Source organism: Faecousia intestinalis (genome assembly GCF_040096185.1).
Taxonomy (GTDB): Bacteria; Bacillota; Clostridia; order Oscillospirales; family Oscillospiraceae; genus JAZOXB01.
The window spans coordinates 11656-26158 of sequence record NZ_JBBMFF010000187.1; the positions used below are offsets into that span (position 1 = coordinate 11656).

Annotated in this window: 13 protein-coding genes and 2 pseudogenes; all 15 read right to left on the bottom strand. The window is 62.4% G+C overall.

Annotated features, from left to right (window positions below; translation table 11 throughout):
* Positions 1–413: 413 nt before the first annotated feature.
* The 15 genes and pseudogenes from WMO66_RS05855 to clpP all read right to left on the bottom strand — a co-directional run bounded on the left by WMO66_RS05855 (position 414) and on the right by clpP (position 14434).
* Positions 414–2354, bottom strand: coding sequence for a bifunctional 4-hydroxy-3-methylbut-2-enyl diphosphate reductase/30S ribosomal protein S1 (locus WMO66_RS05855; protein WP_349135457.1), 1941 nt, complete (start codon positions 2352–2354; stop codon positions 414–416).
* A complete protein-coding gene (locus WMO66_RS05860; protein WP_349135458.1) occupies positions 2339–2956 on the bottom strand; it encodes a lysophospholipid acyltransferase family protein in 618 nt (205 codons plus the stop codon). Before WMO66_RS05860 ends, WMO66_RS05855 begins: the two co-directional genes overlap by 16 nt.
* Positions 2953–3636 (bottom strand): (d)CMP kinase, encoded by a 684-nt coding sequence (cmk, locus tag WMO66_RS05865; RefSeq protein ID WP_349135459.1) that lies wholly within the window; start codon positions 3634–3636, stop codon positions 2953–2955. The genes WMO66_RS05860 and cmk overlap by 4 nt, the downstream gene beginning before the upstream one ends.
* A gap of 194 nt (positions 3637–3830) precedes the next feature.
* Entirely contained in the window at positions 3831–5063 is a 1233-nt protein-coding gene (locus WMO66_RS05870) for a BaiN/RdsA family NAD(P)/FAD-dependent oxidoreductase (RefSeq protein ID WP_349135460.1), read from the bottom strand.
* Entirely contained in the window at positions 5038–5901 is an 864-nt protein-coding gene (locus tag WMO66_RS05875; protein ID WP_349135461.1) for a MurR/RpiR family transcriptional regulator, read from the bottom strand. The genes WMO66_RS05870 and WMO66_RS05875 overlap by 26 nt, the downstream gene beginning before the upstream one ends.
* Positions 5898–6416, bottom strand: coding sequence for a pseudouridine synthase (locus WMO66_RS05880; protein WP_349135489.1), 519 nt, complete (start codon positions 6414–6416; stop codon positions 5898–5900). Before WMO66_RS05880 ends, WMO66_RS05875 begins: the two co-directional genes overlap by 4 nt.
* 135 nt (positions 6417–6551) lie before the next feature.
* A pseudogene (locus tag WMO66_RS05885) lies at positions 6552–6767 on the bottom strand (hypothetical protein); the annotation flags it as partial.
* 163 nt (positions 6768–6930) lie between these two features.
* A pseudogene (locus WMO66_RS05890) lies at positions 6931–7632 on the bottom strand (D-alanyl-D-alanine carboxypeptidase family protein); the annotation flags it as partial.
* Between the two features lie 39 nt (positions 7633–7671).
* The gene (ytfJ, locus tag WMO66_RS05895) at positions 7672–8076 is read right to left on the bottom strand and encodes a GerW family sporulation protein (protein ID WP_349135462.1); all 405 of its coding nucleotides are present in this window, start codon (positions 8074–8076) and stop codon (positions 7672–7674) included.
* Complete coding sequence (gene scpB / locus WMO66_RS05900; RefSeq protein WP_349135463.1) at positions 8073–8633, bottom strand: SMC-Scp complex subunit ScpB; 561 nt, start codon at positions 8631–8633, stop codon at positions 8073–8075. The genes ytfJ and scpB overlap by 4 nt, the downstream gene beginning before the upstream one ends.
* Positions 8602–9414 (bottom strand): segregation and condensation protein A, encoded by an 813-nt coding sequence (locus WMO66_RS05905; protein WP_349135464.1) that lies wholly within the window; start codon positions 9412–9414, stop codon positions 8602–8604. The genes scpB and WMO66_RS05905 overlap by 32 nt, the downstream gene beginning before the upstream one ends.
* A 64-nt stretch (positions 9415–9478) precedes the next feature.
* Entirely contained in the window at positions 9479–10066 is a 588-nt protein-coding gene (gene yihA, locus WMO66_RS05910; RefSeq protein WP_349135465.1) for a ribosome biogenesis GTP-binding protein YihA/YsxC, read from the bottom strand.
* On the bottom strand, positions 10063–12483 hold the full coding sequence (gene lon, locus WMO66_RS05915; RefSeq protein ID WP_349135466.1) for an endopeptidase La: 2421 nt from the start codon (positions 12481–12483) through the stop codon (positions 10063–10065). Before lon ends, yihA begins: the two co-directional genes overlap by 4 nt.
* Positions 12484–12574: 91 nt before the next feature.
* Positions 12575–13831, bottom strand: coding sequence for an ATP-dependent Clp protease ATP-binding subunit ClpX (gene clpX, locus WMO66_RS05920; RefSeq protein ID WP_349135467.1), 1257 nt, complete (start codon positions 13829–13831; stop codon positions 12575–12577).
* A 21-nt stretch (positions 13832–13852) separates the two neighbouring features.
* On the bottom strand, positions 13853–14434 hold the full coding sequence (gene clpP / locus WMO66_RS05925) for an ATP-dependent Clp endopeptidase proteolytic subunit ClpP (RefSeq protein WP_349135490.1): 582 nt from the start codon (positions 14432–14434) through the stop codon (positions 13853–13855).
* Positions 14435–14503: the final 69 nt, after the last annotated feature.

Here is a 14503-nt window from a genome sequence, read left to right on the forward strand (position 1 = left end):
TTGCTATGTGGACAGAAAACTTATACTTTTGTCTATTTTGCACAGAGATAGCTGCATATTCCACGCACGGTTGGCTCATAAAAGATGCATATCGTGGTTAATTATCCATGTCTTTCTCCGTCAAAACGAAAAAAAGTGGAGCAGGCTCACCTGCTTAGCCTGTATTGTCCGAAAGTCTCGCAGAGTTCGCCGCCCGCAGGCGGCGAATCAAGTGGAATCATTTTCTCCGGCGGCGTGTACGTCGGAGAAAATACAGCTCAGTCCGTCAGTGTGCGGCTCGTTCGCAAAAGCGGACAGCCGTGCGCGCAGCGGACTGCATCCCTTTGCCGGGAAAGGCCGAAGGGCTTTCCCGATTGAAAAAAAGTGGAGCAGGCAAACCTGCTCCACCAAATATAATGCGATATTGGAATAATTTAGTCCTCGTCGTTCTGCGGAACGAGCAGAGCGCGGATGGACAGAGAGATGCGCTTGCGGTCGGTGTCGACGTCGATGATCTTCGCCTCGACCTCCTGGCCCTCCTGCAGGGCGTCGGAAGCCTTCTCGACACGATGGTCAGAGATCTGGGAGATGTGGATCAGGCCGTCAACGCCGGGCATGATCTCGGCAAAGGCGCCGAAGTCGACCAGCTTGACAATCTTCACGGTGACGACATCGCCAACGGAGTACTTCGCGAGGAACTGGTTCCACGGATTCATCTCCGGAGTCTTGTAGCCGAGGGAGATCTTCTTCTTCTCCGGATCGAACTTCAGAACGAAGACTTCGATCTGATCACCGGGCTTCACGACCTCACCCGGCGTGCGGATGTGGCCCCAGGACAGCTCGGAGATATGGACCATGCCGTCCACACCGCCGATGTCGACGAACGCGCCGTAGGAAGTCAGGGACTTGACGGTGCCCAGATACTTCTTGCCGACCTCGATCTCGCTCCAGAGCTTCTCAACGGCAGCCTTACGGGCCTCAGCATTGACCATGCGGATGGAGCCGACGACTCTGCGGCGGGCGCGGTTGAACTCGGTGATCTTCATCTTGACGGTCTGGCCCTTCAACGCGGACATGTCGCCGCCCTTGGGGATACCGGTCTGAGAAGCCGGGATGAAGACGCGAACGCCCTTCACATTGGCCACGAGGCCGCCCTTGTTCTCTTCGGTGATAACGCCCTCGACCGTGTCCTTGTTCTCGGCAGCGGCCTCAACGTCGTCCCAGACCTTCATGCCGTCCAGCTTCTTCTTGCTGAGCTGCACGGTGCCCTCCTGATCGTTGACGCGAACGACGAAAACCTCGATCTCGTCGCCGACCTTGAGGATATCCTCCGCCTTGACGGTAGGATCTGCGCTGACTTCGTCATACGGAATGTAACCGGCATGCTTCGTGTCCAGGTCTACCTGGATCTCGGTGTTTCCGATTGCGGTAACAGTGCCAAGCACCTTATCTCCTGTATTTAAAGTCTTGATGCCCTGGCCGAGAAGCTCCTCAAAGCTCTCCTCCGCAGCTGCATCAACGGTAGTATTGATTTCGCTCATAGTGTGGTTGACCTCCTTTATTATCCACGCAGGCGTCGAAGCTCCTGCTGTGATGCCAATGGTTCCGGCCTGCCGAAGCTTCGGCAGATCCAGCTCTGACGCGTTGTCCACAAGGAAGACCTGCGGGCAATGCGCGGCGCAGATATGCGCCAGACGCCCGGTGTTGGAACTTTTCCGGTCGCCGACCACGATCATGGCGTCGCACTGCGCAGCCAGCGCAGCGGCTTCTGCCTGTCGATTTTCGGTCGCTTTGCATATTGTATCAAAAAACTCAAGATTTGTACACACTTTTTTTGCGATTTTCTTGCAGGAATCCCATAAAAACTGCGTACTTGTGGTCTGTGAGACCATGGTAAATGGCAGATCGTGTCGTTTTGGGTCGTCATCGAGCCATTTCTGCAGGGCTTCGCCGTCCGGGAAGACGAGCGGATGCCTGCACCAGCCTGCGATGGCCACGACCTCCGGGTGCTCCGGTGTGCCGATGATGAGCGGCTGGCGGCCGTTTGCCTCAGCCTCCTGTACGATACGGTGGATGCGGCTGACGAACGGGCATGTTGCATCGATGATCTCCAGCCCGCGCGCCTGCAGCGCTTCATAGACGGCGCGCGAGACGCCGTGCGAGCGGATGATGACGGCGCTTCCCGCCGGGACCTCCTCGGGAGAGGCGATCTCCCGCACGCCGAGCGCGGCAAAATGCTGCACGACGTGGTGGTTATGGATGATCGGCCCGAGCGTGACGGCGCGCTTTCCTTCGCGCACGGTCTGCTCCACCAGACCGACCGCGCGGTCGACCCCGAAACAGAACCCGGCCGAAGCAGCTACGCGGACGGACATTGCATGCCTCCGAGTGCATAGCACTTATCCATCATTTCCTGCGTCAGGTGCTCGAGCTCATCGGACGACGGGCGGCGACCCTCAAACTGCGGATGATAGGCTTCGCCGAACACGAGTGTCAGGGGCGCCCAGAAGCGCTTCTTGCGCGTCAGGAACACCGGAACGATCGGCGCGTCCGTCCGGCAGGCGAACGTCACGGCGCCGACATGCGGGTGGGAAACATCGCCCTCGCGCACGCGCGTTCCCTCCGGGAAGATGAGGAGCTTGTCCCCCTCGCGCAGCACGCCGAGCGCCGTTTTCACGGCATGGATATCGTTGGCCTCGCGGTCGACCGGGAAAGCGCCGAGCTTTGTAATGAACCAGCCGAGCACGCGGTGCGAAAACAGCTCTTTTTTTGCCATCGTGCGGAAAATGCGCTTCTGATGAGAGCAGACGATCACCCAGATCGCGTCGGAAAACGAGCTGTGATTGCAGCAGATGACGGCGGGGCCGTCCGGAATATTTTCAAGACCGCGGACATGGACGATCGGATGCGCGAAGCCCATGAGGATGCGGATGGGCCAGAAGACTGCGTGGTAGAATTTCTGCGGAAAACCGCTCATACTGTGACCTTCTTCCGAATGAGCTTTAAGATCGCGTCGATGCTCTCCTGCAGCGTCATGCCGGAGGTATCGAGCAGCACGGCGTCATCCGCGGGGCGGAGCGGCGCAATGGCGCGGTTGGAATCCCGTTCATCGCGGGCGATCAGATCGGCAAGGACGGCCTCATAGGTATCCGGCGCGCCCTTCTCCTGCAGCTCGAGCCAGCGGCGGCGCGCGCGCACCTCCGGCGAGGCGGACAGAAAGATCTTCACATCGGCATCCGGCAGAACGACCGTGCCGATGTCGCGCCCGTCCATGATCACGTCATGCGTGCGGGCGACCACGCGCTGCTGCTCCAGCAGGAACTGACGCACGACCGGCAGGGCCGAAACGCGGGAGGCCGCCGTGGAGACTGCGGGCGTGCGGAGCTCGGAGGAAATATCGGCTCTGTTCAGCCAGACGTGCTGCACGCCGTCCTCCGTCCAGCGGAGCTCGAGCTGCAGCGACGGCAGCAGGGCTGAAACGGCAGCCTCGTCCGACGGATCGATGCCGCGGGAAAGGGCCGCGCAGGCCACCGCGCGGTAGATCGCGCCGGTATCGACATAGACAAAGCCAAGCTCCGCCGCGGCTCTGCGCGCAATGGTGCTCTTTCCTGCGCCGCCGGGGCCGTCGATCGCGATGCTGTAATGCTGCTTTTCCATGTTGGATCCTGCTCTCCCATTCAAATACTGAGAAATATTATACTCGAAAATAAAATTCTTGTCAACTTCAAATTGTGCCGGATTCTCTGCTAAACGTCCAAAAAATGCAGTCTCCGCAGCGGAAAAACTGAAAAAAGTGAACAGAGACCGCGCAGTGCTCGCTGCACAGTCCCTGTTTTACGCACATTATTCTATTACAGTACCTGTGCCGCCGCATGCGCCGTGGCCCATGCGATCTGCAGATTGAAGCCGCCGGTATAGGCGTCGCAGTCGATGAGCTCGCCTGCAAAATACAGGCCGTGCACGAGCTTCGAGGCCATCGTCCGCGGATCGATCTCCTTTGTGCTGACACCGCCGCGCGTGATAATGGCCTCCTCCACCGGCCGCGTGCCGGAGATGGGGATCACAAAGCGCTTCGTCTCCTCGAGCAGGGCGCGCCGCTGCTGCCTGGTCAGGGAATTGGCGCGCAGCGCCGGGTCGATGCCGGCGCGCCGCAGCAGCACGGGGATCATGGAGTGCGGGAAGAGGTCTGCCAGCGCATTTTCCATGCTGCGGTTGGCATAGGCCTCGAGATCGCGCAGGAAGCGCGCATCAAGCTTTCCCTCGTCCAGCGCAGGCTTCAGATCGAGCACGAGGGAATAGGACTTCCCCGGCTTCAGATGCGCCGAGGCCGACAGGACCGTCGGGCCGGAGACGCCAAAATGTGTGAACAGCAGCTCGCCGAAGTCCTGATAGACCGTTTTCCCCTTTTCGTCGCGGAGCTGCACGCCCGTATTGCGCAGGGACAGGCCCTGCATCTCGGCGCAGGCTTCATCCGGGCTCACGAGCGGCACGAGCGAGCCGCACGGCGGCTGGATCGTGTGCCCTGCCTGCTCCGCCAGCCGGTACCCATCGCCGGTCGAGCCGGTCAGCGGATAGGACGCGCCGCCGGTGCACAGCAGCACCGTGCTGCATGCGACCGGGCCGTCCGAGGTCAGAACGCCGTTTATCGCGCCGTCCGCGATCGAAAGGCCCGTCACCGTCGTCTGCCGCCGCTCGACGCCGCCGCGCTGCAGCGCGCGCTCCAGCACGTTCAGAACATCGGCGGAGCGGTCCGAGACGGGAAACACGCGGTTGCCGCGCTCGACCTTGAGCGGGCAGCCGCCCTGCTCAAAAAAGGCCATTGCCGCTTCCGGCGGGAAGGCCGCCATGGCGCTGTAGAGGAAGCGCCCATTGCGCGGAATATTTTTCAGCGCCTCTTCGGCGGTGCAGGCATTTGTGACATTGCAGCGGCCCTTGCCGGTGATGAGGAGCTTTTTGCCGCAGCGGCTGTTTTTTTCGAGCAGGAGGATCCTACGCCCGCGCGCGGAGGCCTGAACTGCGGCAAACAGCCCTGCCGCTCCCCCGCCCACGATCACGGCGTCAAATGTGGACTTTTTCATAGACATGGTACTGATCCCAGACCTGCTCCAGGCGGTCGAGCGTCTGCGCGGTCTCGTGCTTGCGGCGGGACGTCAGCGCGACGATCAGGGCGTTGACAACGCTCATCGGCGCGACGAGCGAATCCACGAGCGAGACCATGTCACTCTTGGCCGTGAGCAGATAGTGCGCGCTGCGGGCGATGGGGGCCGTTTCGGAGTCCGTCAGGGCAATGACCTGCGCGCCTGCCTCGCGGCAGTACTGCAGCGCCTTGCCCGTCGCCGTGGAATAGCGCGGGAAGCTGATGCCGATGACGGCGTCCTGCGGCGAGATGCGGACGAGCTGCTCAAAGACCTCGCTCGTCGACGGCGTCGTGATGAGTCGGACGTTTTCAAACATATAGTGCAGGTAATAGCTCAGGGAGCTCGCGAGAGCCGCAGAGGAGCGGACGCCGAGCACATAGATGCAGCGCGCCTGCAGCAGGGCCTCCACCGCGCCGGAGAAGGCCTCGCGGTCGAGATGCTCGTTCGTATGGCGCAGCCGGTCCATATCCGCCTGCAGGATCGTCGAGACGACGTCCTGCTCACCGAGGCGCTCATCCGTGACCTCAATGCGCTGCACGGAGGTCAGGCGGTTGAGCACCATTTCCTGCAGCGCGCGCTGCATGGCGGGATAGCCGTCATAGCCCAGCTCCGCCGCAAAGCGCACGACCGTCGACTCGGACACCTGCGTGATCTTGCCGAGCGCGCCCGCCGTCAGGAAGGCCGCCTTATCATAGCTCTCCAGAATATAGGTCGCGATGCGGCGCTGGCCCTTGGAGAATGTTGTCAGCTTGTTATGTATGTTCGTCAGGATGTCTGCCGTCATACAGGATCTCCCCCTTCTGTTTCCTGCCGCAGCGCGGCAAGCTCCGCTTCGGTGAGCGGACGCCATGCGCCGGGCGCGAGCGTTCCGAGCTGCAGCGGTCCCTCTGCAATGCGCCGCAGCCGAAGAACCTCCAGCCCGGCCGCCGCGCACATGCGGCGGATCTGGCGATTTCTGCCTTCGTGGATCGTGATGAGAAACCGGCCCGGCGCGGTCTGCTCGACCTCCGGCGGGCGGATGCGATAACCGTCGAGCACGAGCGGGCGCCGCAGGCGCTCTGCCGCGCCGTCCAGAGGGCCGCGGGCCGTGACCTCATAGACCTTGCTGATCTCGCAGCGCGGGCGCATCAGCCGGTCGGCCAGCGCGCCGTCGTTCGTAAAGAGCAGCAGGCCCTCAGAATCATAGTCCAGCCGCCCGACCGGATAGACGCGCGTGCCGCAGTCTACGAGCGAGGCGGCCGTTCGGCGGCCGCGTTCATCCGACAGCGTTGTGATATAGCAGCGCGGCTTATAAAGCATCAGATAGACGTGCTCCGGCGGAGGCGGGATGGGAACGCCATCGACCGCAATGGTCCGGCAGTCCGGCTCCGCCGATGCGCCAAGCGCACACGGCACCCCGTCTACCGTGACCCGGCCCTGCCGGATCAGCTCCTCCGCTGCGCGCCGCGAGGCAACGCCGCGCGCAGAAAGGATCTTCTGAATTCGTTCCCTCATCGGTACACTCTCCCCAGAGCAGCGGGATGCGCGCGATGCAGCGCGTCCCGAGAAATACGCCGCCCTCTCCGGCGGGTTCGCCGGGCGTTCCGGCAGAAAAGGCCACACGCGGCCAGAGCGGCCGTACGGTAACGGTTTCCCCGTCGCGCAGCGCATAAGTGACGGACTCCCCTGCCATAAGCTCAGCGCTTCCGCCGGACAGCAGCGGCACGGACGCGACGCACGCCCCGGCCTTCACCGCTTCACGCTCGGAAAAGGCGGCAAACGCCTCGTCATACAGGCAGGCATGATCCTGCCAGTCATCCGGCGCACATAGCGTGACGGCAATGAGCCGCCGTCCGTTCCGTTCCACGGCGCTGACGAGCGTCCGCCCGGCTGCGCGGGTATAGCCCGTCTTCACGCCGATCGCGCCGTCCAGAGACCACAAAAGGCGGTTGTGGTTCGTAAAGCTGCGCCCCTCGATCGTGATCTGCCGCGTGGCGACGACCTCGGCAAAGGCCGGGACCTGCAGCGCGGCGCGCGTCAGGCGCGCAAGGTCGAGCGCCGTGGAATAGTGCTCCGGCGCATCCAGACCGTTCGGGTTCGTAAAATGGGTGTCCTGCAGGCCAAGCTCCCGCGCCCGTCCGTTCATGGCCTCCACAAAGGCCCCGACCGAGCCGCTGTGCGCCAGAGCCAGCGCGACGGCGGCATCGTTGCCGGAGTGCAGCAGCAGGCCGTAGAGCAGAGCGCGGACCGTGAGCTGCTCCCCCGCCTTGAGATAGAGCGAAGAGCCTTCGATCCCGACTGCCTCCTGCGGCACGGTGACAACGGCATCCGGATCGCAGTCCTCTGCGATGAGCAGACCCGTCATGATCTTTGTCGTGCTGGCGATGAGCGCGTGCTCTGAAGCATTGCGTGCAAAGCAGACCTCTCCGGTGTCCGCGTCCAGCACGGCGGCGCGGCAGGCCGACAGGGCCGACGCGCACGGAGACAAAAGGGCGGCAGCGATCAGAAGCGCCGCCGCCCGAAGCATTCGTTTCATTCTTCCTCACCGGGCCTAGTATGCCCGGTGAGGCGCGGTTCATGCGAGGTCGACGTCGACCTTTTTCTCCGCGCGGTACTGCGAGATCATCTCGTTGATGCGGTCGACCAGCTCCGGGATCTGCTCGATGAGGCGGTCAGCCGTCGAGGTCGCAGGCTCAGTGATCGGGAGCATACGCACCCGCTCGCCCTGCAGCACCAGAAAGGCAACCGGGACGATCTTCACGCCGCAGCCCGCACCGCCGCCGAACGGGAGTGCAGAGGCGGCTGCCTTCGGCTTGAGGTCGCTGCCGCCGGAAGCCATGGCAAAGCTGATCTTGGAGATCGGGATGAGCGTCGTGCCGTCGCCAGTGGAAATTGGCGTACCGACAACGGTGTTGGCATCGACCATCTCGCGCACCTTCGCCATAGAGGCGCCGAGAAGCTCCGAAACATTTTGACTCATGATTCTGTTTCCTCCTCCTGCTGCGGCAGTTCCTGTTTGCCGAACTGCATTTTTTCGATCTCCGGCAGCTCGTCCAGCGATTCCAGACCGAACGTGCGCAGGAAATCCGGTGTCGTGCGATACAGAATGGGCCGGCCAGGCACATTCAGCCTGCCGCACTCCTCGATGAGGTGTTTATTGAGCAGCGCGCCGACGGAATAGGCACTGTCGACGCCGCGGATCTGCTCGATGTAGGCCCGCGTTGCGGGCTGATAATAGGCAATGACCGTCAGGGTCTCCAGCTGCGCGGACGAAAGCCGGGGCGGCTTGCGCGTTTCCAATGCGCGGGTCACATAGGAGGACATCTCACCCGAGGAGCACATCTGATAGGCGTACTCGAGGCGCAGGATACGGATGCCGCGCCGCTCGTAGGACAGGCGGTCCATCAGCGAACGCACGGCCTGCTCGGCCTCGTCCGGGTCGCATTCTGCAGCCATGGCAATGCGTTCGAGTTCGACCGGCTCGCCCGCCGCAAACAGGATGGCCTCAGCTACCCGTTCCAGCTCCGTCTGTTCCATGTTCTACCCTTTCCTCCGGCATTTTGCAAAAGCGGATGTTCAGATCGTCGTCGCCGTCCTCCAGCCTGACGGAATGCACGCGGCAAAGCTCCAAAACGGCGAGGAACGTCGCAACGATCTCACTGCGCGAGCGGCTGCCGCGGAACAGCGCGCAGAATTTCTCCACGCCGCGCATCAGCAGCTGCTTGAGCACCTGTGCGGCCTTTTTTGTCACGGGATACGGCTCTACGCCGACGATTCCCTGAAAATTTGAGAGCTTCGGCGGCAGACGCCGCTCGCTGCGCTCTGCCATGGCCGCCATGGCGCGCAGAAGATCCTGCGGCTCGTGGCGGTAGCGATAGGTCGCGTCCGGACGGAGCGGCTGCGGCGCATGCGGAAAAAAACCGTTGCCGATGTCGCTGCGCGGCTCAAGGAAGGCCACAGCCGTGCGGATCTGCTCATAGGCCTCCGCGCGCTGCTTTTCCTCGAGGGAGCGAATGAGGAGCTCCATCTCGCTCATGGCCTCCTCACGCTCGGCGGCGGAGAGCAGCATCTTTGTTTTGATGAGCATGAGATGGGACGCCATGGCGATGAATTCGCTGGCGATCTCCATATCCAGCCGCTTCATTTCGTCGAGATAGGCCAGATACTGCTCCAGAATGGACGTGATGCTGACGTCCTGAATTTCGATCTTGTTTTTGCTCAGCAGAAGCAGGATGACGCTCAGCGGACCGTCAAAATCTGCGGGCAGCTCATCGCGCGTGTGCATGACGCCCGCAAGATGATAGGTTGGTTCTTCCATGCGCCTCCGGCTCCTTTCACTTTAGAGTATACCATTATTTTAGGAAAATGGCAACCCACAATCCTTAGCCGACCGCGTCAAATATGGCGCGCACAAGGGCCTCGCGGCCGGTCCCCTTCTCTGCGGAGAACGGCAGCAGCGGTGTCTGCTCGCCCAAACGCAGCGTTTCGCGGATGCAGGCAAGGTTCGGCTCGATCTCGCGTGCCTTCAGCTTATCGAGCTTGTTGGCAACGACGAGGAACGGCCGCCCGGTGCTGCGGAACAGGTCCGCCATGACGCAGTCGAGCTTCGTCGGTGCGTGGCGGGCATCGACGATCATCACGCCGAGGGCGATGGGCTCCGGCTCGGCAAAATAGGCCTCCATGAGCTTGCCCCAGCGTTCCTTTTCCGATTCAGCGACCTGCGCATAGCCATATCCCGGCAGATCGACGAAGTGCGCCTTGCCGTCCACGCGGAAATAGTTGATGTGGACGGTCTTGCCCGGCTTCTGACCGACGCGCGCAAAATTTTTGCGCTGCAGCACGCAGTTCAGCACGGAGGATTTGCCGACGTTTGATTTTCCGGCAAAGGCGATCTGCGGCAGGCCGTCGTGCAGGAACGCACCGGCCTGCGCCGCAGATTTTACAAATTCCACTCGCTGTAAATTCATCATTGGCGGATCCCCTGATTCGGCTGGGCCGTGTCATGCTGCGCGACCGGGAGGACGCGCTCCGTGGTCTTGCGCACCGCAGGCTCCTCCTGCACGGGGCGGACGAGCGCGGCGTCCAGCACGGCGTCGGCATGGTCGACGAGCAGGAAGTTGAGCGCGCGGCGCACCGTCTGATCGATCTCCTGCAGATCCTTTTCGTTCTCGTGCGGAATAATGACGGTCTTCACGCCGTGGCGCAGCGCTGCCATGGTCTTCTCCTTCAGGCCGCCGATGGGAAGCACGCGGCCGCGGATGGAGATCTCGCCCGTCATGGCGATATCACGGCGGACCGGCGTCCCGCTGAGCGCGGAGGCCAACGCCGTGCATACGGCGATACCGGCGGACGGACCGTCCTTCGGCACGGCACCCTCCGGGAAGTGGACATGGATATCGCGCGTCTTGTAGAAGTCGGACGGGATGTGCAGCTGCTCAGCACGCGTGCGCAGATAGCTCACGGCCGCCTGCACGGACTCCTTCATCACATCGCCGAGGTTTCCGGTCAGGATGAGCTTGCCGCTGCCGTCCATGACATTGCACTCGACCTCGAGAGTCTCACCGCCGACGGAAGTCCAAGCAAGGCCGGTCACAAGACCGATCGGATCGGTCTCCGGCAGCTTATCCGGCAGGATGCGGCGCGGGCCGAGGAAGCTCTCCAGATTCGTGCCCGTCACGGTCACGCGGCGCGGGGCCTCGTCTGAAAGAAGCTGCACGGCGCATTTGCGGCAGAGCTCCCCGAGCTTGCGCTCGAGATTGCGCACGCCGGATTCGCGCGTGTAGCAGCGGATGATCTCGCGCAGGGCATCGTCCGTCACGCGGACCTGCGATTTCTTCAGGCCGTTTTTCGCGAGCTGGCGCGGCAGCAGATGGTCGCGCGCGATGCTGCGCTTCTCCTCGTCCGTATAGGAGCCGAGCTCGATGACCTCCATACGGTCGAGGAGCGGACGCGGGATGGTGTCGGCCGTGTTGGCCGTCGTGATGAACATGCACTCGCTCAGGTCGAACGGAATTTCGAGGAAATTATCCCGGAACGTTGCGTTCTGCTCCGCATCGAGCACCTCGAGCAGGGCGGATGACGGATCGCCGCGGTAATCGCTGCCGAGCTTGTCGATCTCATCGAGCAGCAGGAGCGGATTGTGCGTTCCTGCCTGCTGCATGGCGGTCAGGATGCGGCCGGGCATCGCGCCGATATAGGTCTTGCGATGGCCGCGGATCTCGGCCTCGTCGTGCACGCCGCCGAGCGAGATGCGCGCGAGCTTCCGGTTCAGGGCGCGGGCCACGCTCATGGCGATGGACGTCTTGCCGACGCCCGGAGGGCCGATGAGGCAGATGATCTGCCCCGGCTGCTCCGGGGCAAGCTGGCGCACGGCCAGAATTTCCAGAATGCGCTCCTTCACCTTCTCAAGGCCGAAATGGTCCTCATCGAGGATGCGGCGGGCGATGCGGATGTCCGTGCGCTCGCGCGTGCGGGTATTCCACGGCAGTTCGAGAGCGACGTCGAGGTAATTGCGGATGACGCTGGCCTCGGCGGAGCCATACGGCTGCTTTTCCAGCCGCTGCAGCTCCTTGTGGAGCTTCTCGTCGGCCTCCTGCGGCAGGTGGAGCTTCTCGATCTTCTCGCGGTATTCATCGATCTCCGCGTCCTCGTCGTTTTCGCCGAGCTCGCCGCGGATGACCTTGAGCTGCTCACGCAGATAATAATCGCGCTGGCCCTTGTCAATGCTCTGCTGCGTCTTCTCCTGCAGCTGGGCCTCGAGACGCAGGACCTCCAGCTCCCGCGCAAGCAGGCGGTTCGCCGTTTCCAGACGGCGCACCGGTGCAAGCTGGGACAGAACGCGCATTTTTTCCTTATAGTCATAGGATGCCGCCTGCGCCGTCATGTCGGCCGCAGAGCCGGGATCCTTTTCGGACAGCAAATGGAGCATGATGTCCTGCATCGGGCGCTGCGACAGCTCCGCATATTCGCCGAACAGCTCGATGGCCTGCCGAAGCAGGGCCTCCGTGCGCGGCGTAATGCTCGGCGTCTCCTCCTCGGGGATCGACTCGACGCGCGCCATCATGCAAGGCGCCGTCTGCAGCATTTGCGTGGCACGGGCGCGGTATTCGCCCTGCACCAGCACACGCACGGTGTCGCCGGGGATCTTCAGGACCTGCAGGACATGGGCGACCGTGCCGATCTCATAGAGATCACCGAAGCCGGGATCATCCTGCTCGATCTCCTTCTGGGTCACCAGAAAAATGTGCTGGTCGGCGTTCATCGCCGCCTCCAGCGCGCGAACGGACTTCTCCCGCCCCACATCAAAGTGCATGGTTGCCTGCGGAAAAAGGACCAGCCCGCGCATGGCGAGCACCGGCATCCGTTCAGACAAAATCAGTTCGTTCATAGTTCTCCTTCCTCCCCGCCGGATGCGGGGACGGACCACAAAAGGGGCGCACAGACACCCAAGTGTCCGCAACGCCCCCTTCTGTGTCTTGTTATCCTGCGCTCGGACGCTTCCGGCGCGCAGCGCCGGCCTTGTGCCGGATCTCCGGCTCGCTTCCGTCCTCCACGCAGGCGCGTGTGATCAGGACCTCGGAGATCGTGGGATCCGAGGGAATGTCATACATGACCTTCGTCATCACGCTCTCCAGCACGGCGCGCAGACCGCGCGCACCGATCTTGCGGTCGATGGCCTTCTGCGCAATGGCGTCGAGCGCCGCATTTTCAAATTCCAGCGTCACGTTGTCCAGCTCGAGCAGCTTGCGGTACTGGCGGCACAGCGCGTTCTTCGGCTCGGTCAGGATGCGCACGAGCTCTTCCTTCTTCAGGCTGCCGAGGGTCGTGACGACCGGCAGACGGCCGACCAGCTCCGGGATGATGCCGAATTTCAGAAGATCGTGCGGCTGCACCTGCCGGAACAGCTCGCCGACGTCCTGCTCCTTCCGGCTCTTCAGCTCTGCGCCGAAGCCGAGGCTGCTGCGGTCCACGCGGCGCTCGATGATCTTGTCGAGGCCGTCAAAGGCGCCGCCGCAGATGAAGAGAATGTTCGTCGTGTCGATCTGGATGAACTCCTGCTGCGGGTGCTTGCGGGCGCCCTGCGGCGGCACGTTCGCCGTCGTGCCCTCGAGAATTTTCAGCAGTGCCTGCTGCACGCCCTCGCCGGACACGTCGCGCGTGATGGAGGTGTTCTCGCTCTTGCGGGCGATCTTATCCATCTCGTCGATATAGATGATGCCGCGCTCCGCCAGCTCAACGTCGAAGTCTGCCGCCTGCAGCAGGCGCAGGAGAATGTTCTCGACATCCTCGCCGACATAGCCCGCTTCGGTGAGCGTGGTCGCATCGGCGATGGCGAACGGAACGTTCAGGATTTTGGCGAGCGTCTGCGCAAAGAGCGTTTTGCCGCAGCCCGTCGGGCCGATGAGCAGGATATTGCTCTTCTGCAGCTCCACATCGGAGTCGCCGCCGTAGAAAATGCGCTTGTAATGGTTATACACCGCCACGGACAGGGCGATCTTCGCCTCATCCTGACCGATGATATAACCGTCCATATATTCCTTGATCTCTTTCGGCGTGGGCAGATGATCGGGAACGGCCAGCTCGGAGCTGCCGGTCTCATACATCTCCTCGTGCAGGATCGTGCTGCACAGCTCCACGCATTCGTTGCAGATATAGGCATTCGGCCCGGACATGATCCGCTTGACCTGTGCCTGTGTCTTGCCGCAGAAGGAGCATCGGATGAGTTTTTCTGCCAAATTTACTTCCTCCTCTGGGCTTTAGCGCTGATAGATCACCTTATCCACAATGCCGTATTCCTTCGCCTGCTCGGCCGTGAGGAAATGGTCGCGCTCGCAGTCGCGGGCGACTTCTTCAACGGGTCTGCCGGTGTTCTTCGCCAGAATTTCATTCAGACGGCGCTTCACATCCGCGATGCGCTGGGCGTGGATCTCGATATCCGTGACCTGACCCTGCGCGCCGCCGGACGGCTGATGGATCATGATCTCCGCGTTCGGCAGGGCGAGGCGCTTGCCCTTCGTGCCGGACGACAGCAGGAACGCGCCCATGGACGCGGCCATGCCGATGCAGATCGTGGAAACATCGCACTTGATATACTGCATGGTGTCATAAATCGCAAGTCCGGCCGTTACCACGCCGCCCGGGCTGTTGATGTAGAACTGAATGTCCTTGTCGGGGTCCTGCGCCTCCAGATAGAGAAGCTGGGCGACGATCAGGCTGGCGGTCGTGTCGTTGACCTCCTCCGACAGGAAGATGATGCGGTCGTTCAGAAGGCGGGAGAAAATGTCATAGGAACGCTCTCCGCGGCTCGTCTGCTCGACGACATAGGGAACCAAACTCATAATCATGCTCCTTTCTGCGTGCATTCCCGCCGGGGTCACCGGCGGGAGTGCGGATCGCCTGCCGCAGCA